This window comes from Halorubrum sp. CGM4_25_10-8A (assembly GCF_005435025.1).
Lineage (GTDB): Archaea > Halobacteriota > Halobacteria > Halobacteriales > Haloferacaceae > Halorubrum > Halorubrum ezzemoulense.
In genome coordinates this window covers 320,045-345,048 of sequence record NZ_SGTX01000002.1, presented here as the reverse complement: position 1 = coordinate 345,048, position 25,004 = coordinate 320,045, and the positions used below count along the sequence as shown (strand labels likewise).

The following is a 25,004-nucleotide window of genomic DNA, read 5'->3' as shown; positions in this document are numbered from 1 at the left end:
TCGAGACAGATCGAACGGAGCGCTCAGTCCGGCCGTGGCATCTCCTCGAGTTCGGTGATCTCGCCGGACTTCTCGACGCGAACGTACTGTCTGCGCCACGCATCGACCGGAAAGAGATCGTTGCGGTCGAACAGTGCCCGCGCGTCGTCGGTAAGCCGGTAGAACTTGTACGGGTAGCCCCGCACACGATTCCCCGGTTCGACCACCGCCTCTTCGATTACGCCGACATCTCGTAACACGCTGAGGTGACGCCGAATCGCGTCCTCCCCGAGATTCGGATTCATGTAGTCGAGTTCGCGCACGCTCGGCGCGCCCTTCGGATGGCCGACAATGTCTACGATCAGGTTCGCCCGGTTCCAGTCTATTGCTTTCCGGAGCGCCAGCCACGTGTCGAAGCCGTCGGTTTCCTTGCCGAACTCCGTCGCGTTCTCCCTAGCGACCGGTAAAACCTCTCCGACCGCGTGTTCGGTATCATTCTCCACGGATTCAGGGGTTGTACGCGCCGATGCGGATCAAGAACGGATGAATACTTGATCGCTGACGGACAGGCCCCACGGGACCCGGTTCGATCACCTGTGGCCAGCGGATCGTCGGTATCTCGTGGTGGGAAGCGAATCGGGTGAGCGGGGACACCGTCGGCGACGGGTGTGTTCGCGGCTTGACGACCGCCGAGACGCCGTCACGTTCAGACTCGAGGCGTTCGAGTTCGACGCCGACGACCTCGGCCTGTGGCCTCCAGCGTTCGAGATGCTGTCGGCTCAGGCGACGTGGATCGTCGGTGTGATCGAGGACTTCAACCGCGGGATGTCTGGAAGCTCAGCTACCTCTACAGACAATATACGGGTGTTCGTGACGCCCTGTGCCCTCTCAACCGCGTGTGTGGCGTTCAGCCAATAAGCGGGCCTACTACGATAACGGGATGACTGCGCCGCATCTAGCGGTGCTAAAGGCGGCGGTGACCGATCGCGTGCTCGGGTGGCTGATCGCCGAGGAACTCGACTGCCTCACGGATCGGATCCAGTGAAACCGGTCTGGGAGCTATCACGTCGGTCACCAGAACCCTTATAACGAATTATGTATAATTCATAATTAAGATGGCGCAATCACCATCCCGGTCAGGTCGGCCACCCATTCAACAGCTCCAGACAGTCGCCGACCTGCTCGAAACGCCTGTACTCGCTCGGATGTACGCCCACGTCCTACAGGATGGCCCTGTGACAGTCGCCAATATCGTCGACGAATTAGACATCCCGCAGGGAACGGCCTACGACTACATCCAGAAACTCGAAGCAGCTGACCTCGTGGAGAAAACCCGTGACCAACGTCCGTCTGAATACGATGCTGAATCGCTCTCGCTGACACTCTCAACGGATGGCGAAACGCAGACGATCACGCCGATGCTCATCGCTGCTGTCGCCCGTCGCGATAGAAACGAAGATATTGATGTCTACATCGAGCGCCACGGCCTCGACGGCCTTGCTGTCGCCCTTGAATATGCCGAGCAATACGTCGATGGAACCGTCAACCATCGGATTGCGGCCCGTGAACTCGATCTCTCACCCCTCGAGGCCGAAATCATCCTCCAGGCGCTCGAACCGGTCGCCACAGAGTACGCCGACGCTGCTGTATGACGACGGTGTACGTTGCTGATACCGGCGTCTTCGTTCGGTGTGGTGGCCCGGACAAAGACAAGTTTCAACGGCTCCGTCGAGCACTTCGACAGGCAGGTGTTTCGTTGTGTATTCCACAGCGCGTCTACGAGGAACTCGGGGGCGATCCAGCAGCCGATGAGTACCCGTCGGGGGACATTCCTTATCCCGACGGATTTGAGGAGGGATGGATCGTCGTCGCTGACGAACTTGAGTACGCCAATCCACTCGTCTCGACGGTGATGGACGAAACACGCCGATTCATCGCTAACGAGACGGACCGCGACGAAGACCACATCGAGAAAGCGGATACGGCACTCGTTGGGCTTGCTGTCCAACTACTCGATGTCGGAGAGGCAGACCGTGTGGTTCTCTTGACGACCGACAAGCCGGCGGGGAACGCGGCCGAGACGCTCTTGCCGCAACATGGCTTCAGCGATCGTATCGAATTTCGGTATGTCAGCGTTGAATATCTCGAAACGGTCACGGCCGATACGTTCTATTGACATCCTCTCCGTACTCAAGGCGAGAATTCCTCCGTCGGTAATCCAGCCAGTTGATTACCCCGGCTGCGAACTTGCGGGTTTTCTGATACTGGGTTGGTAGGGGAGGCACACCTCGTTTCGTCTGTTCCAGAGGGGACTTGGGGAGTGGTATTTCCCCGTGACCTCGATTCGATCAGCTCCGTCGCGACCGGAGAGTGTGAGCGAACACGGGTGGGAGAGAGGACATTTCGTCTGTCTTCCCGTCGAGGTCTCACCAGGTCAGTCCTTCGTAGATGACCCCGTCGCGGCGCTCGATGATCCGCCGCCCGTCGACCACAACCGGATCGGCCATCGCGTCGAACGCCTCGTCGAGGGCGGCAAACTCGTCCCAGTCGGTGACCACGACCGCGCCGTGTGCGCCGTCCAAGGCGGCCGCCGCGGACTCAGCATATTCGAGATTGGGGAATCGCTCGCGCATATTGGCCGTTGCGACGGGATCGTACGCGACCACCTCGGCGCCGCGCTCGCGAAGCCCCTCGATGACGGGAATTGCTCGCGAGTTGCGCACATCGTCGGTGCCGGGCTTGAACGCGAGCCCGAGCACCGCGATGCGCTTGCCCGCGACGTCGACGTGGTCATCGAGCAGCGAGAGCAGCCGCTCGGGCTGGTGGTCGTTCAGTTCAACGGCGGCCGTAAGCACCGTGGGGTCGTACCCGGTCGCCTCTGCGGCCGAGATAATTGCGCGCGTGTCTTTCGGAAAGCAACTTCCGCCCCATCCGACGCCCGATCGCAGAAACTGCTCGCCGATACGGTCGTCTAATCCGATCGCGTCCGCAACCTCGTAAGCGTCGATCCCGAACTCCTTACAGATGTTGCCGAGGTCGTTGATCAGGCTGATCTTACTCGCGAGAAACGCGTTGTTAGCGTACTTGATCATCTCTGCTGTCCGCGTGTCGGTCTCGACGACCGGCGCCTCACTCTGCCCGATCAGCGGTTCGAAGACGGCGCACATGTCTCCGAGCGCTCGCTCGTCGTCGGCGCCAAGGACGACCTTGTCTGGGTTTCGGAAGTCGTCGACGGCAGTCCCCTCACGAAGAAACTCCGGGTTCATCCCGATACCGAACTCCTCGCCGGCGCGCTTTCCGCTTTCGGCTTCTACGATTGGTGTGATGGCCTCCTCGGTCGTGCCGGGCACGACCGTGCTCTTCACGACGACCGTGTGCCAGTCCGGCTTGTCCGCGAGCGTTTGGCCCAGTTGGGCCGCACCTGCTTCCATGACCGAGAGATCGATGCTGCTATCGTCGTTTTGCGGCGTCGGCAGACAGAGGAACGTAACGTCAGTGTCGAGGACAGCCGTATAGTCGGTGGTTGCGCGGAGCCGCCCCGTGCCCTCTGGCCCGGCGTGGTCTGCGACGAGCTCCGGCAGCCCCTCCTCGTGGAGGGGCGCGTCGCCGTCGTTGATCGCGGTGACGATCTCCTCGTCGACGTCGACGTTCACCACATCGTGGCCGAGGTCGGCGAAACAGGCTGCGACGGTCGTCCCGACGTAGCCGCTGCCGACGATGCTGATCTCCATACGCGGGTGGAGCCACCCGCGGATAATCAGGGTTCGGATGAGTTGACGGTCGCGCTCGCCGGTCGGCCTCCGCGCCGCGACACTCGTCCCGCGACCCTCGTCGCACCGCGAGCCTTCGGCGCCGTCGAGCGCGTTGCTGTGAGTGATAAGACATATGACGACACGTGGTGGTGGTTCACTCATGCAAGCAGTCGTACTCGCCGCCGGTCAGGGGACTCGGCTCCGCCCGCTGACCGAGGACAAGCCCAAGGGCATGGTCGAGGTCGCGGGGAAACCCATCCTGACCCACTGCTTCGAGCAGCTGATCGAGCTGGGCGCCGACGAGCTTCACGTCGTCGTCGGGTACAAGAAGGAGGCCATCATCGAACACTACGACGACGAGTTCGAGGGCGTTCCGATCACCTACTCGCACCAGCGCGAACAGAACGGGCTGGCGCACGCGCTGTTGACCGTCGAAGAGCAGATCGACGACGACTTCATGCTGATGCTCGGGGACAACATCTTCCGGGCGAACCTCGAAGACGTCGTGAACCGGCAGGCGGAGACGCGCGCCGACGCCGCGTTCCTCGTCGAGGAGGTGCCCTACGAGGAGGCGAGCCGCTATGGGGTGTGTGACACCAACCAGTACGGCGAGATCGTCGAGGTCGTTGAGAAGCCCGAGGACCCGCCGTCGAACCTCGTGATGACCGGCTTTTACACGTTTACGCCGGAGATCTTCCACGCGTGTCACCTCGTTCAGCCCTCTAACCGCGGCGAGTACGAGATCTCCGACGCGGTCGACCTGCTCTTAGCCTCCGGCCGCACCATCGACGCCATCCGCATGGACGGCTGGCGGACCGACATCGGGTATCCTGAGGACCGCGACCGCGCTGAAGAGCGACTGTTGGAGGAGCGCGGCGAGATCGCCAGCGAAGGCGACGAGGAAGGTGAGGCGGTCGAGGCGGCGACGTCCGAGGACTCGTAACGTTTCCTCACCCGTATTCACTGGCCACGTGCGTTTCCTCACAGCCGGATCCGGACACATTTCACGGAACGAGTCAACCCCCCAGACATACACGCCTTCGTCACCGGCGGGTCGGGGTTCCCCGGAAGTCATCCCGCGGCGGCGCTGCTCCGTGATGGCCACGGATAATTGTGCGCACACACCGAGTCTTGTCGATACCTGTCTTCCGGCGAGTGTTCGACTCCGCAAGCCGGTCCGATCGGTCGGACCACGTGTGTTCAACTCACTGTTCGGTGATTCTCCGGTATGGGGATCGTTCGAGACCGTGACCACAGCGACGGTGTGCCGACCATTGACGGGACCGGGATCCGCGTCAAAGACGTCGCGTCGGCATACGAACACAGCGGGTACAGTCATGACGAGATCACGCAGCTGCACCCCGATCTCAGCCTCATCGATGTCCATCGCGCACTCGCGTACTACTACGACCACATCGACGACTTCCGATCCTCCTCGTCTGAGCCCGCCTCCGTATGACGCGGCCGCTGTACTGTGACGAGAGTATCTGGATACCCGTTGCGGACGGACTGTGTCGTCGCGGCTGGACCGTTCGCACCGCCAGAGCCGACCGCACTCAGCGACCACAGTCCGCCAAAGCGTTATCACGATTCACGGAGAAACGGTTCGCATGAGCGTGACGATCCCCGTGGTTTCAACGCCGAACGTACTCGGCGGCAAGCCACGAGTAGAAGGGACACGGGTCGGTGTCCATCAGATCGGGTCACTGGTCCGTGAACACGGCTGGTCGACCGCGGCCGTCGCCGAGGCGTTCGACCTCACGCCAGATGAGATCGACGCCGCTCTCGCGTATTACGAGGCGAACCCGCAGGAGATGGACGCGATCACCACGGAGGCAAATCGGTTCCGTAAGCGGTTAGCCGACGAGAGTCGAGCGCCGCGGTGATGCGGCTGCTCTGTGACCAGAACGTCGCCCGACGGTACGTCGAGGCCTGTATTCAGGCGTCCGACCTCCGGGCGGTGACTGTTCGGGACGCACTCGATCCCCGTGCGACCGACTCCGACATCGCGGCGCATGCTCGCGAAAACGGGTACGTGGTGTTGACCGCAGATGACGACTTCTTCGAACTATCCGACCGGTGCGGATGTCTCTACTTCCACCAAGTCGACCAACCGCCCGTTGGAGACGTGCTGACGGCTATCCGCCGGATCGATGACGCGTATACCGATCGAACGGCGATAGTCGAGGTCGTACCGGATGGGTGGATCTGAGCGATGGACACGACCTCACTGTGACCGGTGTCGTGGGCGGTCCCGGCTGCGCGCCCCCCTCGGTCGGTGGTTGTCGACTCCCACAACTCGCCCACCCTGTTGTCGGCCCACGGAAGTACAGAATTCCCGATGACGGGTGTGAGATCCGATACAGACAACCGATCGACCACGGCAACCGTGCTGACGTTTGGAAGCGGGTGGAACTGATCTCGTGCGTTGTTCGACGACGCGACCATCACCCTCCCTCCTCTTCCCGACAAAATCAGGACACATTTTACGCAGGGAAGCGACCCTCTCGATATGCGCATTCTTGTCACCGGCGGGGCCGGCTTCATCGGCGGCCACCTCGCGGAGGCGTTCCTCCGCGACGGCCACGACGTGACCGTCCTCGATAATCTCGAACCGTTCTACGACGTGCGCCTGAAAGAGCACACGCTCGACGTCCACCACGAGGTCGCAAGCGAGCACGCGGGCTCGTACACGTTTCGCGAGGGGGACGTGCGTGACGCTGAGACGGTCCGGGAGGTCGTCGCCGACGCCGACGTGGTGGTCCACCAGGCGGCGCAGGCGGGCGTCCGGACGAGCGTTGCGGAGCCGCGGAAGGTGACCGACATCAACGTGGGCGGGACGGTGACGCTGTTGGAGGCTGCGAAGGAGGCCGACGTCGAGCGCGTGATCCTCGCGAGTTCGTCGTCGGTGTACGGGAAACCGGAGTCGCTGCCGTACGAGGAGGATCATCCCACGGAGCCGGTGAGTCCGTACGGGGTGACGAAGCTCGCTCAGGAGCACATGGCGCGGGTGTATACAGAGTTACACGGGTTGCCGGCCGTCGCGTTGCGGTACTTCACGGTGTACGGGCCGCGGATGCGGCCGAACATGGCGATCTCGAACTTCGTCTCGCGGTGCGTGAACGGGGAGCCGCCGGTGATCTACGGCGACGGCCAGCAGACGCGGGACTTCACGTACGTGGGCGACGTGGTGGACGCGAACCGGACGCTGTTGACAGACGATTCGGCCGACGGGGACGTGGTGAACATCGGGAGTTCGGACAACATCTCGATTCAGGAGCTGGCCGAGGTGGTTCGGGACCAGGTCGCGCCCGACCTAGAGATCGAATACGAGGAAGCGCGGGAGGCCGACGCCGAGCACACGCATGCGTCTGTGGGGAAGGCAGGCGAGTTGATCGGGTACGAGCCCTCGCGGACGATCACGGAGGGTGTCGGCGAGTTCATCGAGTGGTACGAGGCGAATCGGGAGTGGTACGAGCCGTTGGTGCGGTCGTCGTAGACAGGTCGGGAGACACACCTCATCTCGTCTGTCCTAGACAGTGTTCCGATCAAATCGTTCGATTACCACTCGCTCACCGGCAAACCGAGAGAGTACGTTTCGTATGCTTTCGGCCGGCGATTCCCTCGGGGGTATCACGGAGAGAGTACATTTCGTGTGCTTCTGTCCGCCCTCTGCCAGAGATACGACGATGTAGTGGGGATAGTCGTCGAAGACGGATCTCATGAAAAGCATCCGAAGCAAACAACGTGTGGTTTTATATATACTCTCGAATTGGGTACGATATCTATGGGTGGCCCGTTCGACGATCTCACCGAAACCGTGTTTGCGGACAAAGCGGTGCTCACGGAAAGCTACCAGCCGGAGACGATCCTTGAACGTGACGAGGAGATCGACGCGTACAGTCACGCGCTTCAGGACGTGCTGTTCGGTCGGAAGCCGGAGAATGTTTTCGTGTACGGCAAAGCCGGACTCGGAAAGACCGCCGTCACGAAGTACATGCTGACGGAACTTCACGAAGAGGTACGAACGCGAGCGGCGGCCGACGAGCTTCACACCCATACAGTCAACTGTAACGGGCGGACGCTGTTCATGGTGGTTCGCAGCCTCGTTAACGAACTGCTCCCGGACCACGCCAGCCAATTCCCGGAGCGGGGGCTCGGAACGGGGGACGCGTTCGATGAGCTGTACCGACAGTTCGATCGCATCGGTGGGACACACCTCGTTGTGTTCGACGAGATCGACCACTTGGAGGACGCGAACACGCTGTTGTACGAACTCCCTCGAGCGAAAGCAAACGGGCATATTTCGGACGCGAAAGTCGGCATGATCGGAATCAGCAACGACTACACGTTTCGTCGGACGCTCTCGCCGAAAGTCAAGGACACGCTGATGGAGACCGAGATCTCGTTCAGCCCATACGATGCCGGCGAACTCCGAACCATCTTGGAGCATCGGGCGGACCGGGCGTTCGTCGATGAGGCCTGTGCCACGTCCGCAATCGCAAAGGCGGCGGCGCTGGCCGCACAGGACATGGGAAACGCGCGGCAGGCACTCGATCTGCTTCGTGTCGGCGCAGAACTGGCCGAGCAGAACGGTGAGACACCGGTCACGGACGACCACATCGAGGCTGCTCGGGACCGCGTCCAGCGGGGGCGGGTCGCGAACAAGATCCGGGATCAGACTGAGCACGCCCAGTACATCTTGGAAGCGATCGCGAACCTCCAGACCAGCGGTGAGGTTCCGGCGCGGTCGAAAGAGATTCAGCGAACGTACGAGCAGGTGGCGGATTCGCACGCCGCCTCGCCGCTGTCGACTTTGAAGAGTATTCAAGACCACCTCTCGGACCTTCACATGCTGGGGTTCCTTCGACGCCACGAGCAGAACAAGGGATTGAGTGGGGGGCAGTACTACGAGTACGAACTGGACCTCGATCCGGAGATCGTGTTAGCGACCCGGGCAGAGATCGCCGAGCATACTGAGTGAAAGCACACGAAATATACTCTCTGTGTGTGTCTGAGTCCGGAGGTATGTGAGCTGAAAAGCACACGAAACGTACTCTCTCACTCCGGTTGTTTCTCAGTTCACTATGGCGGAGTATCCTGATCAGAATTATCGCAGCGACCTTGGAAGGCATCTGATTGCGTCTCGTCCGATCGCTCATCGAGCTCTTTTAGATAGCGTTCAACGTATGGGTGATAGTCGTTGAATGGTGGATAGAATAGTTCGAGTACGCTATGCTGGCCATCACCGCTGAAGTCTGGATTCTCATCTTCGAGATGACAGTGATACGCAGTCGCGACATAGTGTTTTGAGTTCACACCCTTGACCTCGGACGTGTCGTAGAAGTGTTCATAGGTGCCGAGGTAATCTTTAATGACAACTGATTCACCGAGTTCCTCGTCTGCGACGCGATGGACCGCATCACTCCGCGATTCGTTCTTCAGCACTGTCCCACCAGGCACGAACCATTCGCCTTTGACGGGTTCGTTTTCGCGTTTGCCCAAGAGGATGCCGCCGTCGTGTTCGACGACGAGATCGACTGAAACGAGCGGCACGTTTGCGACGATCGTCTCCCACTCCTCGGGCGGAATTGGCTTCTCGTCGCTCATCGATCAGTCAAGGTAGTAGCGGACAGTCTGTTCGAGTCCCTCCTCAAAGGTGTATGTCGGTTTCCAACCGAGCGCTTCGATCTTGTCCGTTTCGAGCGCGTAGCGCTGGTCGTGGCCGGCACGATCTTCCACGAACTCAATAAGATCGTCGTCGACACCGACGGTATCGAGGATCGCCTCGGTGACTTCGAGATTCGTCTTCTCCGCGTGGGACCCAATGTTGTATATTTCACCGTTCTCTCCCTCTCGGAGCACTAGATCGAGGGCTCGGCAATTATCCTCGACGTAGATCCACTCGCGCACGTTCGACCCGTCCCCGTACACCGGGAGTGTCTCACCAGCAGCGGCGTTGGAAATGAACTTCGGGATGAGTTTTTCCGGATGTTGGCGTGGGCCGAAGTTGTTGGACGTTCGAGTGATGAGAACGGGGAGATCGTGGGTCGTTCGATAGCTCTTCGCGAGGAGGTCAGCACCGGCTTTGGTGGCCGCATAGGGATTCCGCGGATCGAGTCGATCTCCCTCCGAGAACTTCCCGTCGAGTATCTGTCCGTACACCTCGTCGGTCGAGATCTGGAGGAACTTGTCGATGTCCGCGTCATTGGCAGCATCGAGCAGCGTCTGTGTACCCTGAACGTTCGTCGAGACAAATGGCTCTGCGCCCGCTATCGAACGATCAACGTGTGACTCCGCGGCGAAGTTGACGACTGCGTCGACGTCCGCGATGAGTTCGCTGACGAGTTCTCGATCGCGGATATCCCCCTCTACGAACGTGTGTCGTGGATCGTCGAGAACGCCGTCGAGGTTGTCCCGTGAGCCGGCGTACGTCAACGCATCGAGCGTAACGACCTCGTCGTCATCGTGTTCGCTGAGAACGTGGTGTACGAAGTTCGACCCAATGAATCCGGCCCCACCGCTGACGAGAATACGCATACGTGGCCTTCTTAGCGGCACCTATTTACAGTTCTGTTGGAACGCTCCAGTATGCGGTTGCTCGTCGTCGGATCAAACGGATTACTCGGGAGTAATGTGATCCACGAAGCACGAGAACGAGAGTGGGAGGTCCACGGCACGTATCATTCGTCTCGACCGTCCTTCGATATCCCACTCTCGCAGTTCTCTCTGGAATCGTTCGCGGCGTTCGACGAATTGCTCGCGAAACACGACCCCGACGTCGTCATCAACTGTGCCGCGATGACGGACGTGGATTCGTGTGAGCAGAACCCAGATCAAGCGCTCGTTCTCAACGGAGAAGCGCCGGGTGAGCTCGCCGCTCGATGCGAGCGAACTGATACTGAGTTCGTCCACGTCTCGACGGACTATGTCTTCGATGGGAGCATTCAAACTCGGTATGATGAATCAGTTGACCCGAATCCTATCCAAACATATGGCGAATCGAAGCTGGCGGGAGAACAGTCTGTACAGGAGAACCACGCCTCCGCGTTGATCCCGAGACTGTCCTTCGTCTGGGGCATCCATCGCAGTACCGGGGAGCTAACGGGATTTCCATCGTGGGTTCGCAACCAGTTGCGGAGTGGGGAGACTGTCCCGTTATTCACGGATCAGTGGATCACGCCAACGCGAGCAGGGCAGGCAGCCGAAACGATACTGGACCTGATTGTCGAAAATGCGGCCGGGACCCATCACGTGGCGTGCCGCTCCTGTGTAACACCCCACGAATTCGGGGAGCTACTCGCAGAGCAGGTCGGTGTGACACGAGATCAATTACTCGAAGGATCAACTACGGACGTGGAGCGTGATGCGGAACGACCCTCACACAGTTGCCTGGCGGTCGGGACAGTCGAAGAAGTACTCGGGCGACCTCAGCCGACGTTGTCAGACGATATCGACGCAGTGTGGGACCTCGTGGAATAGCTTAGATTCGATACTGTTCTCTGTGTTCGAGGAAGTAACCACGTGCGTCTTCGGGGAGGTCTGTAAACCGAAGCACCGCCTCACAGTCGAGACCCGGACACTTCATTACTCGATTGTCCTCAAGCTCGTTCGCTGCGACGATTGTTCCACAGGCCGGGCAGGTGTGTGTAATGATTCGCATCGTTAGAGTTTGAGCTGTGAGTTCTCACCGACAACGAGCCGGCGTCCCTCCGGGAGCAGTTCGTCGGCGCTTTCGACATCCGCGTTCCGGCCAAGCAAGCTGTCGACAATTCGGCCGGACGCCGTGAGTTCTGACTCGCCGATGACCACGCTGTTCTCGATGTGGATGTTTTCGAGCGTGGAGTCTGCGCCGATGGACGTATACGGGCCGACGTAGGTCCCGGCTTTGATCGTCACGTCCGCCGCGATGGAGACAGGGCCTCGGACGACGGCACCGTCCTCGATGGTCGCGGATTCCGCCAGCTCGATACGGCCGTCGACCTCTGCGCCGTCTTCGACAGTCCCTGCGGTGTCGAGTTCGGTGTCTTCGAGGACGAGTCGGTTCGCTTCGAGGATGTCTTCGGGTTTTCCGGTATCCTTCCACCAGCCCGTGACGACGTGCGAGTCGATCTCGTAGCCGTCCTCGAGGAGCGACTGGATGGCGTCGGTGATCTCTAACTCGCCGCGCCACGAGGGTTCGAGCTCGTCGATGGCGCCGAACACGGCAGGCGAGAAGACGTACATCCCGATGAGTGCGAGATTCGTTGGGGGATCGTCGGGTTTCTCGATGAGTTCCGTGACGTTGCCTGCCTCGTCGACATCGGCGATACCGAACGCCTGCGGGTTGTCGACTTTTTGGAGAGCGATCCCTGCCCCGTACTCGCCGTTTTGGAAACTCTCGACGAGATCGGTAATCCCGGAGTTGAGGATGTTGTCTCCGAGGTACATTACGAAGTCGTCGTCACCGACGAAATCACGGGCACAGCCAGCGGCGTGTGCCAATCCGAGCGGCTCGCCTTGAATGATGTAAGTGATGTCGACGTCGTACTTTGAACCATCGCCAAGAAGTTCCTGAATCTCTTTGCGACCCTTATTCCCGAGTACGACTCCGATTTGGGTGACTCCCGCCTCTTTGAAGTCTTCAATTGCGTACTCAAGAACTGGTTTGTTTGCGACCGGGACGAGCTGTTTCGGACCGGTATGCGTGATGGGGCGGAGGCGCGACCCTGTCCCGCCAGCAAGTAGTACACCCTTCATTCGTGGGGTTCAGCTTCCCAATCAAGTGGGATCTGGTCCGTGTCGTGTGGAAGCCGCTCTTCGTCGGGGTCTTCGTAGTCGTAGAGGTTCGTCGGGAAGTTCACGAGAAGTGCCTGTTCGTTACCGATCACTTTGAACCCGTGCCAGCACGCTCCGGGGATCCGGACGACGCGCTGGTTGTGTTCGCCGATAACGAAGGTGTTCACCTCACCTTTCGTCGGGGAGTCGTCGCGATCGTCGTACACGCCGACTTTGATCCGACCCTGTGGGCAGACGAAGTGATCGATCTGCCCGCGGGTATGTCGGTGCCACGCTCGGATCACTCCGGGATAACTCATCGAGAAGTACGACATGGCAGGTTCGGGGTCGTACTCGTCCCAGTCCTCGCGGAACATTTCGACGAGATGTCCGCGTTCGTCGGTGTTGACTTGGAGGTTGCGGGCTTCGACGCCTTCGATCATGTATATCGACTCGCAGTAACCATGTATAAGTGTTAATTCTGCGAGCGGGACCGGTTCATCAACAAGAGGTTAAAATACTAATACAGAGATGTAAGATAGGTCAGCAATATTTGTCTTTCGTTCGGACGACCGGTCGTGTTAACTTAAGCATCGGTTCCAGCAGACGGCGAAGGCTCGGAGCCACGATTCTACCGCCGTCGGCTCCGCATTTCGGAACGTATTTGAAAAGAAGAAGTTCGACGTTTTACTTCTCGAAAGATACGTTCGACGGCATTTCGATTTCCATGACGAGTGATTTGAAATCGGAACGATGTTCGTGAGAGTGCAGCTGTGAGATGTCCACCAGCATCAACGAGAAAGAGTGCATTCTCAACATGGTGTTTCTCTCTGAGATCGCGGAGAAACACCAGCGTAAATTGTTGGTTTTGGACGGGAAATACGTCAACATGGAGGAATTCATTCGTTCGAGGATCTACGGCAGCATACAGCCAGAATCTGTCTGAGTCGATCTGAATCGCTGTCTCGTCAACCGCAACGCGATTCGGGCTCGCACCGTTAGCTGGCTGTAGATCGGCCTTTTGAATCCAGTTGTGAATTGCTGTCCGACTTCGTTTGACACCCAACTTCTCAAGATACTGTTTGGTATTCGAAAGTGATAGTCCAGCAAGATGGAGCTGAATACCGGTTTCAATGATCTCGTGGGGTGTCCGCTCTAGCTCCACAAACTCCAAGTCTATCCAATCGTTAGAGGCGTTGAGGCGGTTGGATTCGGACATAGAACACTCGAAATACCGACCGCCTCGTTCTTAACTTAACATCGCCGACCTTCACCTCCGCATCAACTTTGTATAAAATCGGGGTAGTGGAGACAGAAGAGCGAGTTCAAAATATCAGATCCGCATATGGATGTCTGGAAATAGATGCTACTATTACATTGGCCGGTATCCAGTTTCATACAAAGTCATCTATGCCGGACGACGGCTTCCGCGGCATCCTCAAAGGCGCGTTCGTTGTCGGTGCTGGAATGGTCTTTTCGAAGGCCATTAGCCTGCTCGCAGAGGTCGTAGTCGCCAGAGAACTGGCCACTGCTGAATTCGGTTCTGCAATCTTCGCTTACACGGTATTGCTCACGATCGGCGGCATCGCACTCGTCGGCATTCCAGAGGGCTTCACCTATTACCTCTCCATTCTGGACGACCGGGGCGACGCAGGCGCCGCGTTTCGAATGGTTGTGTCAGGCATCAGTATAATTACCGTCATCCTCGGCATCGGCGTTTTCTCTATTTACGCTATCCCAGTTGCACTCATCGAAAGGGCCGGCATCTCACGCGCCCAATGGCAATGGATCGAGTTACTGGCCCCGCTCGCAATTGCCTACCCCGTTTCACAACTGTCTTTCGGTATCATGCGCGGCTATGATCGCTCAGTACCGAAGGTACTCTCCGGCGATGTACTGAACAAACTGATCGCGTTCGGCGCAATCGGGCTCGCGATTTGGTACAACAATAATATATTAATATTCCTATCTTTCTATCTCGGTCAGCACCTATTGAGTGGTGTGTTTGCCGGAGGATACGCAGTCTATCTCCTCAAAACAAAACTCACGCGAGTCATGAGCCTCGATCGATTCAGTGAGGACGCGCGCCAATTCTTCTCTTACTCGTGGCCACTGGCGTTTAAGAACGCGACTCGTCGTCTGCTCGGCAATACAGATATCGTTCTTGTCGGTGCCTTGTTGGCTTCATCTGCCGTCGGCTACTATCGAGTCGGATACGTAATTTCCCAACTTGGAATGGTTGCGCTAGTCTCTATCACGTACCTTTACACACCCCGTGTTGCCCGCCGACATGATAACGACGATAGAGAAGGGGTGGTACACCTCTATCGTCGAGCGACAAAGTGGGGTACGTTCCTTACATTTCCATTAGTCCTTCCAATGCTGTATTTTTCAGAGCAACTCATTCAATTCCTATTCGGTGCTGAATACGTAGCTGGCGCCATCGTACTGACTGTGCTCGCAGTCGACGTTCTATTTCGAGTTGGGATGGGACCTGCCTCAGCAACCCTCCAAGCTATCGGTCGGACCAGAGCCGATTTTATTACAACATTTCTGACAATGTTAATAAATATGGTTTTAAGTTATCTTCTAATTTCAGAATTTGGAATTTTAGGTGCTGCTATCGGTACGTTGGCCAGCATCCTATTCCTAAATACCGTTCAGGTCTTTCTTGTCTATCGCTACATTTCCATTCTTCCCTATTCATTACGATACATCGTTGGCGCTCTGGCTATTATCGTCGCAAGTCTACCCCTCTTTTTATTGGTAAGTACTTTTGTCGGTGATCTCATGATACCGGTTGCTGATATACCAGTTGCCCCCCCTGCTTTTGGACTTGTATTTTTGATCGTTGAGTTCGTGATTGTTTGGTTTGGTGGCGTACTTTCTCAGGATGAAAAGACATCGATCAGTGAAATGGTGCGCAACAACCGAATTTATTTTGTAGGATCATAGTCTTGCTAGAAATAATGGCTGATCGCGATGTCTCTCGGACGATACTGTTGACCGTTGACGCACTTCGTGCCGACCATTTGTCTCAATACGGGTACGAACGTGAGACGATGCCCGCATTTGATCGGCTTGACAGTCAGGGAACTCGCTACGAGGCTGCATTCGCTAACGGAACTAACACCGGCATCTCCCTTCCATCATTATTGAGTTCACAGTATCAAGGCAACAATCCTTGCGTTCAGGGTCAAACAGTCGCAAACGCCATGCAAGACGCGGGCTTTTTGACCGCGGGCTTTCACTCAAATACACTATTTGCCAGTATCATCGGTCAACCGAGTGGCTTCGATCAGTTTCAGGATTTCGGAGTGACAGAAGAAGACTCTGAGCTTGACCGTTCACCACTCTCACGCCAGATGTACGCTAAGAGCGTTGATATGATAAAACCAGTCGTTAAACAGCTTGGGATCAAGCCCGCAGCTAAGCGGATTAGAGATATGATTCTCCCAGCAGAAGTATTACACTCAATGACCTATTACGTAAGTGCCGAAGAGTTGACCGACTCCGTTATCACATGGTTGCAGAAGCATTCTGACGAGCCATTTTTTCTCTGGGTACACTATCTTGATCCCCATCGACCGTATGGGATTGATCTTGACGACCCAGTTTATTGTGAACCTGCAGATACCAGTGAGATACGCAACCTGATGTCGAAGGCTGGAATGAATCCGTCGTCCGTGACCGAAGCAGAACGCAAACGGATGGTCGATCTTTACGATTCAGATTTGCGCTACACATCACGAGAGATTGGTCGCCTTTTTGACGAATTTGAAAATCTCGATATTTGGGACGAGACAGCAGTAATATGTACCGCTGATCATGGGGAAGAATTTGGCGAGCATGGTAACTATTTCCACCGAAATCTTCCGTACGAGGAACTCATTCATGTCCCTCTCTTTGTTAAAGCTCCTCAGTACGACGATAATATAGTTACCGAGGCAAGAGAATTGTTGGATGTCGCACCGACGATCTGTAGTATCATGAATACTAATATATCCTCAGAATTTCAGGGAAGTCCACTTAATCAGCCGGAGACAAGACAGGTGATTACCAGAGGCGCGTTTGCCGAATCTGGTCCGGTTGTTGCCGGAAGGTGGGGTGGATGGAAGTACATCTACACGGAAAACGGAGATGAACTCTATGATTTACGGAGCGACCAATTTGAACAAGAGAATCTTGCTGAGGAAAATACTGAAATCATAGCCGAATATCAGAATACGATTCCAACCAATCTGTTTAACCAGCAGCAATCAATGGATCACGTGACAAATGATCGTGTTGAAGAGCGTTTACAGGGACTTGGCTATTTAGAATAAAACAGCTGTGTTGAATCGCTATAAGGCGGAGATATTCACTGTTTGACGAAGCGTTTGATGGTATAGAAGACACACATCAACGCAATCTCGCGGAACTCACGAAACCACGACCGCGTTCGCTCGGCTTCACCGTGAGAGCGCTTCACAGCCGAATTCACGGTTTCGGTCATAGAGCCCTGGTTGTAGCGGTTATCGTCGATTTTGGCGTTGTGTACATGGCCGTACGGAGCGAAGATCGGATGTTTGATCAGCGGTCTGATCCCAAGATCATCCAGACTTTCACGGAGCGATTGCTTGTCGTAGCCCTTATCGGCTACAAGAGACCGCAGATAGACCGTATTCAGCGGGCGATCCGCTCAGCGAGGTCTATGTCGTTTCCTTCCCGGTTCGTTGAGCAGAGAGCGTCAAGGATCCCTTGAGACGCTGCATCGACGATCTTCGTGACCTTCAACTTCTGAACGCGGTAGCTGAGCCATTGGTAGTAGTGGCGGCTCACTGTTGAACGATCGTAGAACGTGGCGTCGATCCAGCGTGTTCGGAGAGATCATACATCTACACCGACTGGCGCAGCAGCCCTTGACACACGCTTATACTGATCCGGCCGAACGCCTTACACAACGTAGAATTTATGGAGAGATCGGCCTCAAAGCGGTCGATCTCTCCGGTTATTTGTATCATATCTTTGAGAAAATTGATCGTCATGCGGTACGATGAATCGAGGTAAACCCGCAGACACTGAAGCGAAACGAGTGCATAGTCGGCGAATCCGCCACTATCTTCCGAGACGGCGGATTCGCGTCCATCGTCAGTAACTCTTTGAGCAACCGGCACAACCTCCACAATGAATCGGGAGATATGGGGCATGAACAACTGAAGTCTTCTGCTTCAACTCCTTGATTTAGTGACCTACCTCGCTGCTGTATAGCGATTCAACACAGCCGAACAAGTAGAAAAGCTGCTAAGTGGCGACAATGCGTTTGGCTTAAACATTCTGTTTCTAACTCAATTGGATCGATTTGGCTTTGTTTAGACGCTCCTGAATGAGACGATTAGTGGCTACGTCGGGTGAACAGGTCCCGTCCGAAAGTGCCTCTCGAACCGGTTTCGTCGTTTGGATAACGGCCGTAATGGCCAATCTGTACTGCGTCTAAACAAGGCCGATCGATTCCATTGCGGCTAGTGGACGCAGAATCGGATACCCGGGTATTCCGACCGGGCAAACGAGGAAGGGTTACTCTCGCAGATATCCCATGCCCTCTAGACGTTTGGCCACGTCGTCAGTTATACAACCCTCTTTAGTATCAATCGTGTCCAGTTGGTCTCTGTGTTCCTCAAGACGGGCGCGAAGGGTGCTGTCGCCGTGGCCGACAATCACGTATTCGTCCTCCTCAGGGTATTCAATGACTTTTCGACCCTCGGCCGCCCACGCGACGTACTGTTTTGCAGGAGGCAATCGGTCAGGATCGATGCCTCGGTCCGACGCCCCGAGGTACAGGTCGTGGTCAGAAACGTCGTAGTAGGAGTAGGCGATATCCCGACTGTCCCGAAGTAGGTTGATCCCACTTGTTTCAGGACCGGACACACCAGCGAGTTCTAGCACCGTCGGGTAGATGTCCACGAGCGAAACGGGATCAGAAACTGTCCCGGTATCTAACTGTCCAGTTGGGTCACGGATCATAAAGGGGACGTGGATAATAGAATCGTGGACAGAGAAGTGATGACCGAAGATGCCGTCTTCCCCGAAACTGTCACCGTGGTCACCGAACAGGATGAGTATCGTATCGTCCCAGACACCCTGTCGCTTGAGACTATCTATCAATTCCTCGACAAGGCTATCGGTATGGCGGATACTGCTCCGGTATAGATTCTTGAACGTCTCGACCTCACGATCGGGAGGAGAGGTGTCACCAACAGCGGCCTTCAGCCGGTTTGTCCTACTCGCGTAAACTTGATACTGCCACCATGCATAGTTATAGACGTTACCGAGGGAGGTTCGCTCAGAGAATGCGTTCTGATAAGGATTTGGCGGATTGTAGCGCCAGTGAGCGTCGTTAAAATGAACAAACGAGCAGAACGGTTCGTTCCCTTCGGAAAGATGATTTACGTACTCTCGAATCGTTCTTTCACCTCCCCGGGATGACACTGACCCAAGACCCGACCACTCTCGATACTGTTTTTGAGCGTGATACAGAATTTGCGCTGTCTGTTCGGCCAGCTCTGGAAAATTCTCTAATTCATCGGCGATCCTTCGTTTCATTTGGGTTTTAATCCCCGAGTCGGACTTCGATTCGTCTGTTCCGTCGGAATGGTCGAATCCACGTAAAATATCGCCGGTCTCTAGCCATCCGTTCTTGAAGAATGCGTCAGTCGAGTACCCGTTTTTGGATAGGCATTGAGCGAACGTCGGATGGTCACCGAGTGTTTCATTTCCAGTCAATATTCCGTGTTCCGGAGGATAGAGACCGGTGAAAACTGACGCGTGAACCGGAAGCGTCCATGTCGAGGGAGTGATTGCGTTTCGAAATACGGTAGCCTCCGAAGCTATAGAATTGAGGAACGGCGTCGTGTTCTCTCCGTTTTCGCCGTTGATATTGCAGAAGTCTGCTCGAACGCTATCAACGGAGACACAGAGGATGTTGGGATCAGTCATTAGCAGAAAGTATGGGAATAATCTCTTGGATTTGTGCTCGCTAAGTTACTTGAACGGAATACCACTCCAGACTACTTGATATTTTTGATACCCTTCGATTCGGCACTGTCTACTTTGCCCCTCCTTGTCTGGCGTTCGATCGTTATGTGATTAATGTGATTGTTGACGATTATAGTTGTATATGAGCTGTTCAAGCCACGCGGGCACTTGCCCGACTGCCTACATATGACTCATCGAAACAGTCAATTGCGCTCTGTTGAATCCGATGACAGCATGGGGATCACTTTTTGAGAGCCTGTTCGAGGTTGTAGACTGTGGCGGTCACCACGAGTTCACGGAACGCGCGGTACCCTGAGTGAGGGTGGGCAGCGGGATCGAACCGAAGCTTGGTGGCTGAAAAGGCGGTTTCGGCCATCTAGTACTGGCCGTATAGCCCGCTGTCCAACCGTGCGCGTTGTGTCCGTGTCGTACGCAGCGAACAACCGATGGCGCAGCAGGGGCCACACGCCCTCCGTTCAGAGGGCGTTCTCGAGAGATTAGTCGTCATAGCCTTTGTCGGCGGAGAGAATTTTAATTTTCTCGGTGTTGTGAAGAACGACTTGACAGCCAGTTTGCGTGTCGTGAGACCAGTGTGCCGAACAGTGAAGATCGAGGATGGCAGACGTATCTGCGTCAACGAGGACCCTCGTTTTGAGCGTGCGTATGTGGCGACCCGAGTGATGTTGGTAGTGTTTCGATTCCGTTTCGCGGTCGAAGAATGTGGCATCATGGCTCAGTGCGAGTCCGAATCGCAGATGTTTGTGGAGTCCCGAAGGAATTCACACCACACGGACATGGACCCTCTCAAACGACCGATACAGTGTTGAGGGTGCGAGGAATGCTGTTCGAGCGAGTTGTAACAGACCACGAACACGATCAATTTCACTCGCCCAATCCACGATCTCGCGGTATGTCGCGTCCATGTCAACCCGCAAAAATGGAAAGTGACACCCTTCCAGCCGGGAAATACATGCCAGTCGGATCACTCACCGCCGTTGGACTGGCGTCTCAGCGCTTTTGAGCCAGCGACGCGGCTTGCTTAACGAAGCAGAAGAGTAGGTTGGTCACATTCCACTTTTCCGCTTCGCTACTCTGTTTACAGTGATGCTATGCCTTGCCTTCTGCGGATTCAACAGAGCAGAGATATCAGTAGAGTTTACTTCATCGATTGGAATCTACTCCGTATATGAAGAGCCAAAAGAGAGCAGAGAATCCATCTGTCCTCTATATCTCGTATACAGGCTTACTTGAACCTCTCGGGAAATCCCAAGTCTATTCGTATCTGAAAAATCTCTCAAATAAGTATAATATATCACTAATTACCTTCGAGAATCCGGATAATTTGAAAGATCAAAAACAATTCGAGAAAATGCGGAGAGCGGTCGAGTCACACGATATCGACTGGAGACCACTCAAGTATCATAATAATCCTTCACTTCCGGCAACAGTGTGGGATATTCTCACTGGAATTTGGGAGAGTTTTCATCTCATTCGAGAACACGAAGTAGAGATTATTCACGCCAGAAGTTATATCCCGTCGGTTATCGCTCTAGCTTGTAAAAAATGCTATAAAACTAGATTTCTCTTCGATATGCGCGGGTTTTGGGCAGATGAACGTATCGATGGAAACCTCTGGAACGAGAAAGACTACGTTTACCGAATGACTAAGTGGTTCGAACGTCAATTTATAAAAAACGCTGACGTTGTCCTCTCACTCACTGACGTAGGGATTGAGGCGATGAAAGAGTTCTCGTACGTCGACGAAGACACGAGATTTGAACAAATCCCAACATGTACTAATCTTGACAATTTCTATCCTTGTGCCGATCAGTCAAGCGATGGTCCATTTACGCTCGGATACGTTGGTTCTGTGGGTACTTGGTACAAATTCGGGGATGTACTCGAGTGCTTCCAGATTCTTCAAAAGTTGAAACCAGGCGCTCAACTACACATCCTCAACAAAGGGCAACACGACTATATACAGGAAAAACTCGATGAGTACGGTATTTCATCTGAAAATGTTACTGTAGAGAGTGTTGAACACGAGCGGGTTCCCGAGAAAGTGAGGAAAATGGACGCAGGGATATTTTTCTATCGTCAAACCTTTTCGAAGAAGGGTACATCTCCGACGAAGATGGGAGAGTTCTTGGCCAGCGGTATTCCGTGCATAAGTAATGTCGGAGTGGGTGACGTAGAATCACTACTGACTGACAACGATATCGGTGTGGTTCTCGACAACTTCACCTCAGAAGAGAAAGAGGAAGCAATGAAGGAACTGATTGAGTTGGCGACGGCTGGCGGTATCGACCACCGTTGCCGGAGCTTCGCGGAGGAATACTACTCTCTCTCAACAGGCGTAGAGGAGTATGACGCCATCTACGACTCCTTAACATGATCGAATGGGCACACATATTTGACAGGTGAAAGTTATAAGCAGCTAGTAGTTGATTCCGGGTAGTGTACAGATAAGCTGATTCCACGCGAAAGCGAAAGATTCCAGCCACTCGTCATCAGTGTCTGATCCGCCGTTGCTGAAAAAGTTTGAGAACAGACAGTTCGTCGTTTGGTCCCATGGAAAACACGTTGGAAGCCGTTCCGATTTCTATGTCGTCCGCATCTAAAATTGAGGCAGTGTTTACGACAGGATCGATGAAGTGGTACCATCTACAAGAAAGATCGACTCATCTACGTCGTGTTTTGACGGAGCTCCGCAAAAAAAACTAATCTGCGATCAGGTTCGTTTTTATCGGTCCAAGCATTATGTGTAGCAAGTCGTTTGATTGAGGGTCAACGACGGCGTATAGCCAATAATGTTCGTCGTCAAGCTGAATCACGGTCTGATCAACGCCAACGTGATTCGGACTCCGACCAGATTCCGGCTGTAAATTAGCCTCGCTCTTGTGTAGCACATTGTTGATTTCAGAGCGTGGCTTTGACGGCATGTTTGAGCGCTTCTCGTCCAGGTTTGCGGTAGAGTTCTCGTCTGAGTTGGAACGCTCTGAAGTACTGTGTGAGGCGATCTTTTGAGATGCCTCGATGCGGCGAGAGCCACCGTCGCGCCAGCGACGCGTGGCTCTCGCAGGTGTTCACGTGGACCGTGTCGTCGGCGTATTCACCGTCTCCGTGAACGACGTATTCGCGCTCGAAACTCTCGTCTTCCTCAAGCGGATCGTACGCGCGAAATCCGTCGGTATAGACGGTGAGAGGCTCCTGCTGGCGGTCAGCCAGCAGGAGCCGAACCGTCGATTCGTCTGCGGATTTCGCCGGCACGATGTACCGTTGCTCGGTGCCGCGATCCACGAGGACGAACACCGGCGGTTTGTCCTGTTCATACGTCCCGCGCCCGCGTCGAGAGAGGCCGCGAGAGCGCGACCATCGGTCGCGCTCGCGGCCTTTTAGGCCGGCAGAGACGTAGAACTCGTCAATTTCAACCGGGCCACGGAGATCGAGTGACGGCGCGTCGAGCGCTTCGGTGAAGCGCTCGACACGCCTGTGGATCGTTTTGTAGGTGACCTCAATTTCGCACTGTAACTGCCTGAGGCTCGTGTTAAACCGCAAAAAGGCGTAGATCGAGAACAACCATTTGCGGAGCGCAATCTTCGAATGAGCGAAGATCGTGCCAGTCTTATCGTTGAACGTGCGGTCGCAATCCTTACAGAGATACCGTTGAAAGTGCCCGTAGCTGCCGTTTCTGACCGTTCGGTCAGAACGGCAGCGAGGACAGGAAACACCGTCACGCCAGCGAGCCTGCTGTAACAGGTCCGCTGCGACCGATTCCGACCCAAACGCATCTAGCGGAATCATCCGTGTCGGACACCGCTGACGCGGTGTCCTTGTCCTCTTCGACTCGACAGCCGCAGCTCAGCAGTATCAACAATCTCCTACAGAAGAGCGATGAGTGAAAGAGTCCATTTGGAGCAATCTGCCCGAAAGAATTTACGTTAAAAGTACGCATTCACACGTGATGAGCACCTCCACGCACAGCCGTCGTCCGTTGGCAATAGCCGGCCTGACTTACTTCGGAGCTGTTCTCGTAGTCGGGCTTCCATTGATGTATGCTGTGTATGTGTTTTTCGTAGATACAGCTATTCTGTTTAACCTGAACCTTGGTGCCGCTTTCTTGTGGCAAATACTCCTGCTGGCAGTAGCCTTCTTGATCGGCATCTCAGCTGCCGGAAAAGTCGCAGACTACGTACTCAAGAAATTCTCTAAAAAGGTGGAGTAACGCGGTATTGTACTAACTGCTGGCTTTCGTCTAAGCGAGTGGTAGATACTAAATCGGCTCAGTATGACCGGCTGTTTCACATGATGTTATGTCTGAAGAATAGGATTTCAACAGAGCCAATCATTTAGAAGAGCTATTGGACACTTCTTTGATGATTTTGGACATTTTCGGTGCGGTGATCTCAAAACAATACTCGTTTTGAATACGTCTCCGTCCATGTCTGCCCATCATACGCCTTCGGTTTGGATTATCGCATAAATCTAATAATGACTCTATCCACTCTTCTTTCGAGTCAGCAAGGTACCCATGAACCCCATCTTGTATAATTTCGGTGTTTACACCTACTGGGGAGGCAACTACGGGTTTCCACGCACCCATATATTGGATCAATTTAAATCCACACTTACCCTGGGTCCACGGTGTATCTTGAAGAGGCATAATTCCAACATCGATGTCACAAAGATTGTCAATCTCAGTATCCTCAGACCACTTTCGGACCTCATGCGGAACATTAGGTAATGAAACATCACCGGATCCTATCAACCGAACCTCAATCTGACGCTGATCAGCGACTTGACGAAGTACATCATCCATTTCTTCGATGTAATGTGATGTCGAAGGCGAACCGATCCAGCCGATCACAAATGTATCCTCATGCTGCTCAGGAAGTTCAGTAGGATATTGATCTAAGTCAATTACGGTAGGAATAATTTCAGTTGATGGTGCTCCTGCCTGACGGGCTCTTGAAGCGAGGTATTCATTACCTGCGATGACTACCTCCGAATTTCGCATTGATACATCTATCTTTTTCCCTAAAATATATTCTACGAAAAAATTATCAGATATATCGTAGTTGTGGAATACAGCATCGTCAATATCTAAAATATATCTGATACCTATCGAAGAAAAAAGTCGTTCAACAACCGCAGGGAGATACGGAAATAGTTCTTTCTGTAAGAAGACCAAGTCATACGAATGGGCTGAAAAAAGATCATAAATTCGTCTAATATAGCATTTTACGATGTGGCTTATTTTTCTATTACGGTTCTCGAACAGGTCTTTTAAATATTTATTAGTAAATAACGACTCATATGAACATTTTATTCCTTCTTTTTCCAAATAAGGAAAGTATTTGAACGCCCGATATCGGCTACTAGCACCCTTTCTATCGTATTTTGTGAGAAATAAAACGGATATGTCTGTCATAGACTATCGGCTTAGGATCCCACTTGCAGTAGCTTGTGCTCTGGACTTTCCATATTGTGTATGTCGTTTCC

25 protein-coding genes and 4 pseudogenes are annotated in these 25,004 nt (G+C 54.7%); 14 read left to right on the top strand and 15 right to left on the bottom strand.

What is annotated here, in order from left to right:
* Positions 1–23: 23 nt before the first annotated feature.
* Positions 24–383 carry an ArsR family transcriptional regulator gene (locus EXE52_RS04120; RefSeq protein ID WP_394347641.1) on the bottom strand — a complete coding sequence of 120 codons (360 nt, stop codon included), beginning with the start codon at positions 381–383 and terminating at the stop codon, positions 24–26.
* 220 nt (positions 384–603) lie between these two features.
* Between EXE52_RS04120 and EXE52_RS04115 the strand changes: the two genes are divergently transcribed.
* From EXE52_RS04115 to EXE52_RS04105, 3 genes are all read left to right on the top strand, one after another.
* A complete protein-coding gene (locus EXE52_RS04115) occupies positions 604–897 on the top strand; it encodes a hypothetical protein (RefSeq protein ID WP_137703480.1) in 294 nt (97 codons plus the stop codon).
* A gap of 197 nt (positions 898–1,094) precedes the next feature.
* The gene (locus EXE52_RS04110; RefSeq protein WP_137703479.1) at positions 1,095–1,631 is read left to right on the top strand and encodes a helix-turn-helix domain-containing protein; all 537 of its coding nucleotides are present in this window, start codon (positions 1,095–1,097) and stop codon (positions 1,629–1,631) included.
* On the top strand, positions 1,628–2,155 hold the full coding sequence (locus tag EXE52_RS04105; protein ID WP_137703478.1) for a hypothetical protein: 528 nt from the start codon (positions 1,628–1,630) through the stop codon (positions 2,153–2,155). Before EXE52_RS04110 ends, EXE52_RS04105 begins: the two co-directional genes overlap by 4 nt.
* A gap of 250 nt (positions 2,156–2,405) precedes the next feature.
* On the opposite strand, the gene aglM is transcribed toward EXE52_RS04105, so the two are convergent.
* A complete protein-coding gene (gene aglM, locus EXE52_RS04100) occupies positions 2,406–3,710 on the bottom strand; it encodes a UDP-glucose 6-dehydrogenase AglM (protein ID WP_137703477.1) in 1,305 nt (434 codons plus the stop codon).
* A gap of 181 nt (positions 3,711–3,891) precedes the next feature.
* Here aglM and aglF point away from each other — a divergent pair, with 181 nt between their 5' ends.
* From aglF to EXE52_RS04070, 6 genes are all read left to right on the top strand, one after another.
* The gene (gene aglF, locus EXE52_RS04095; protein ID WP_137703476.1) at positions 3,892–4,674 is read left to right on the top strand and encodes a UTP--glucose-1-phosphate uridylyltransferase AglF; all 783 of its coding nucleotides are present in this window, start codon (positions 3,892–3,894) and stop codon (positions 4,672–4,674) included.
* 285 nt (positions 4,675–4,959) lie between these two features.
* Positions 4,960–5,190, top strand: a complete 231-nt coding sequence (locus EXE52_RS04090) for a DUF433 domain-containing protein (protein ID WP_137703475.1) — start codon at positions 4,960–4,962, stop codon at positions 5,188–5,190.
* A gap of 151 nt (positions 5,191–5,341) precedes the next feature.
* Entirely contained in the window at positions 5,342–5,617 is a 276-nt protein-coding gene (locus EXE52_RS04085) for a DUF433 domain-containing protein (RefSeq protein WP_137703474.1), read from the top strand.
* Positions 5,617–5,943 carry a DUF5615 family PIN-like protein gene (locus EXE52_RS04080; protein WP_137703473.1) on the top strand — a complete coding sequence of 109 codons (327 nt, stop codon included), beginning with the start codon at positions 5,617–5,619 and terminating at the stop codon, positions 5,941–5,943. The genes EXE52_RS04085 and EXE52_RS04080 overlap by 1 nt, the downstream gene beginning before the upstream one ends.
* Positions 5,944–6,243: 300 nt before the next feature.
* The gene (locus EXE52_RS04075) at positions 6,244–7,230 is read left to right on the top strand and encodes an NAD-dependent epimerase/dehydratase family protein (RefSeq protein WP_137703472.1); all 987 of its coding nucleotides are present in this window, start codon (positions 6,244–6,246) and stop codon (positions 7,228–7,230) included.
* A 288-nt stretch (positions 7,231–7,518) separates the two neighbouring features.
* Positions 7,519–8,715: an orc1/cdc6 family replication initiation protein gene (locus tag EXE52_RS04070; protein ID WP_137703488.1), complete on the top strand. Its 1,197-nt coding sequence runs from the start codon at positions 7,519–7,521 to the stop codon at positions 8,713–8,715.
* A 179-nt stretch (positions 8,716–8,894) separates the two neighbouring features.
* Here the strand turns inward: EXE52_RS04070 and EXE52_RS04065 are convergent.
* Together EXE52_RS04065 and rfbB are read right to left on the bottom strand one after the other, a co-directional pair.
* Positions 8,895–9,341 (bottom strand): annotated as a pseudogene (locus EXE52_RS04065) (NUDIX domain-containing protein); the annotation flags it as partial.
* Positions 9,342–9,344: 3 nt separating this feature from the next.
* A complete protein-coding gene (gene rfbB / locus EXE52_RS04060) occupies positions 9,345–10,271 on the bottom strand; it encodes a dTDP-glucose 4,6-dehydratase (RefSeq protein ID WP_137703470.1) in 927 nt (308 codons plus the stop codon).
* Positions 10,272–10,322: 51 nt separating this feature from the next.
* On the opposite strand from rfbB, the gene EXE52_RS04055 reads away from it, so the two are divergent.
* Positions 10,323–11,213: an NAD(P)-dependent oxidoreductase gene (locus EXE52_RS04055; protein WP_137703469.1), complete on the top strand. Its 891-nt coding sequence runs from the start codon at positions 10,323–10,325 to the stop codon at positions 11,211–11,213.
* Between the two features lies 1 nt (position 11,214).
* On the opposite strand, the gene EXE52_RS19115 is transcribed toward EXE52_RS04055, so the two are convergent.
* The 4 genes and pseudogenes from EXE52_RS19115 to EXE52_RS04035 form a co-directional block, all read right to left on the bottom strand.
* Entirely contained in the window at positions 11,215–11,394 is a 180-nt protein-coding gene (locus EXE52_RS19115; protein WP_137703468.1) for a hypothetical protein, read from the bottom strand.
* Between the two features lie 2 nt (positions 11,395–11,396).
* The gene (locus EXE52_RS04045) at positions 11,397–12,470 is read right to left on the bottom strand and encodes a glucose-1-phosphate thymidylyltransferase (protein ID WP_137703467.1); all 1,074 of its coding nucleotides are present in this window, start codon (positions 12,468–12,470) and stop codon (positions 11,397–11,399) included.
* Positions 12,467–12,931 carry a dTDP-4-dehydrorhamnose 3,5-epimerase family protein gene (locus EXE52_RS04040; RefSeq protein WP_137703466.1) on the bottom strand — a complete coding sequence of 155 codons (465 nt, stop codon included), beginning with the start codon at positions 12,929–12,931 and terminating at the stop codon, positions 12,467–12,469. The genes EXE52_RS04045 and EXE52_RS04040 overlap by 4 nt, the downstream gene beginning before the upstream one ends.
* A 138-nt stretch (positions 12,932–13,069) precedes the next feature.
* A pseudogene (locus EXE52_RS04035) lies at positions 13,070–13,707 on the bottom strand (IS6 family transposase).
* A 191-nt stretch (positions 13,708–13,898) separates the two neighbouring features.
* Between EXE52_RS04035 and EXE52_RS04030 the strand changes: the two are divergent.
* Complete coding sequence (locus EXE52_RS04030; RefSeq protein ID WP_137703465.1) at positions 13,899–15,443, top strand: flippase; 1,545 nt, start codon at positions 13,899–13,901, stop codon at positions 15,441–15,443.
* Positions 15,444–15,457: 14 nt separating this feature from the next.
* Positions 15,458–16,813, top strand: a complete 1,356-nt coding sequence (locus EXE52_RS04025; RefSeq protein ID WP_137703464.1) for a sulfatase — start codon at positions 15,458–15,460, stop codon at positions 16,811–16,813.
* A gap of 35 nt (positions 16,814–16,848) precedes the next feature.
* Here EXE52_RS04025 and EXE52_RS04020 read toward each other — a convergent pair.
* From EXE52_RS04020 to EXE52_RS19110, 4 genes and pseudogenes are all read right to left on the bottom strand, one after another.
* Positions 16,849–17,677, bottom strand: a pseudogene (locus tag EXE52_RS04020) (IS5 family transposase).
* Positions 17,678–18,044: 367 nt separating this feature from the next.
* Complete coding sequence (locus EXE52_RS04015; protein WP_137703463.1) at positions 18,045–19,463, bottom strand: sulfatase; 1,419 nt, start codon at positions 19,461–19,463, stop codon at positions 18,045–18,047.
* A 280-nt stretch (positions 19,464–19,743) separates the two neighbouring features.
* Positions 19,744–19,878, bottom strand: a complete 135-nt coding sequence (locus EXE52_RS18975) for a hypothetical protein (RefSeq protein ID WP_255510311.1) — start codon at positions 19,876–19,878, stop codon at positions 19,744–19,746.
* Between the two features lie 121 nt (positions 19,879–19,999).
* Positions 20,000–20,239, bottom strand: a complete 240-nt coding sequence (locus EXE52_RS19110) for a transposase (protein ID WP_394347640.1) — start codon at positions 20,237–20,239, stop codon at positions 20,000–20,002.
* A gap of 449 nt (positions 20,240–20,688) precedes the next feature.
* Between EXE52_RS19110 and EXE52_RS04005 the strand changes: the two genes are divergently transcribed.
* On the top strand, positions 20,689–21,897 hold the full coding sequence (locus EXE52_RS04005; protein ID WP_137703462.1) for a glycosyltransferase: 1,209 nt from the start codon (positions 20,689–20,691) through the stop codon (positions 21,895–21,897).
* Positions 21,898–21,939: 42 nt separating this feature from the next.
* On the opposite strand, the pseudogene EXE52_RS18695 reads toward EXE52_RS04005, so the two are convergent.
* Both EXE52_RS18695 and EXE52_RS04000 read right to left on the bottom strand, forming a co-directional pair.
* Positions 21,940–22,429, bottom strand: a pseudogene (locus EXE52_RS18695) (IS6 family transposase); the annotation flags it as partial.
* The gene (locus EXE52_RS04000) at positions 22,422–23,306 is read right to left on the bottom strand and encodes an IS1595 family transposase (protein ID WP_137703461.1); all 885 of its coding nucleotides are present in this window, start codon (positions 23,304–23,306) and stop codon (positions 22,422–22,424) included. The gene EXE52_RS04000 and the pseudogene EXE52_RS18695, both read right to left, overlap by 8 nt.
* Before the next feature lie 160 nt (positions 23,307–23,466).
* On the opposite strand from EXE52_RS04000, the gene EXE52_RS03995 reads away from it, so the two are divergent.
* A complete protein-coding gene (locus EXE52_RS03995; protein WP_137703460.1) occupies positions 23,467–23,727 on the top strand; it encodes a hypothetical protein in 261 nt (86 codons plus the stop codon).
* A gap of 120 nt (positions 23,728–23,847) precedes the next feature.
* On the opposite strand, the gene EXE52_RS03990 is transcribed toward EXE52_RS03995, so the two are convergent.
* Positions 23,848–24,933: a glycosyltransferase gene (locus EXE52_RS03990; protein ID WP_137703459.1), complete on the bottom strand. Its 1,086-nt coding sequence runs from the start codon at positions 24,931–24,933 to the stop codon at positions 23,848–23,850.
* Between the last annotated feature and the right edge of the window lie 71 nt (positions 24,934–25,004).